Source organism: Helicobacter pylori, assembly GCF_017594925.1.
Taxonomy (GTDB): Bacteria; Campylobacterota; Campylobacteria; order Campylobacterales; family Helicobacteraceae; genus Helicobacter; species Helicobacter pylori_DP.
Map to the genome: position 1 here is coordinate 1 of NZ_JAALNT010000048.1, position 313 is coordinate 313.

General features: G+C 39.3%; 1 pseudogene. It reads right to left on the minus strand.

What is annotated here, in order from left to right:
* Window positions 1–131: 131 nt before the first annotated feature.
* Window positions 132–313, minus strand: a pseudogene (locus G6069_RS07865) (hypothetical protein); the annotation flags it as partial.

Sequence of the window (313 nt, forward strand, 5' to 3'; positions counted from 1 at the left end):
CAGAGTGAGAACCAAACTCCCCTACGGGCAACATCAGCCTAGGAAGCCCAATCGTCTTTAGCGGTTGGGCACTTCACTCAAAGGGTATATTCTTTATTAAGAACATTAAAGGCAATCATCGCTTGAGAGCATTATCTATTACGCCCTTTAAAGTTTGTGTTGTCATTTTGTTTTAATCCAGCATGAGCTTTAGGGTCATCATCAAGCTCATTAGAGTGCAAGGTGTTAGCTTGTTGTTTAGCTAATTCTTTAGCTTTTTCTTTTTCTAGCATAGCTTGATAGTGTGCTTTAGCTCTAGCTTGTTCTTTTTTAC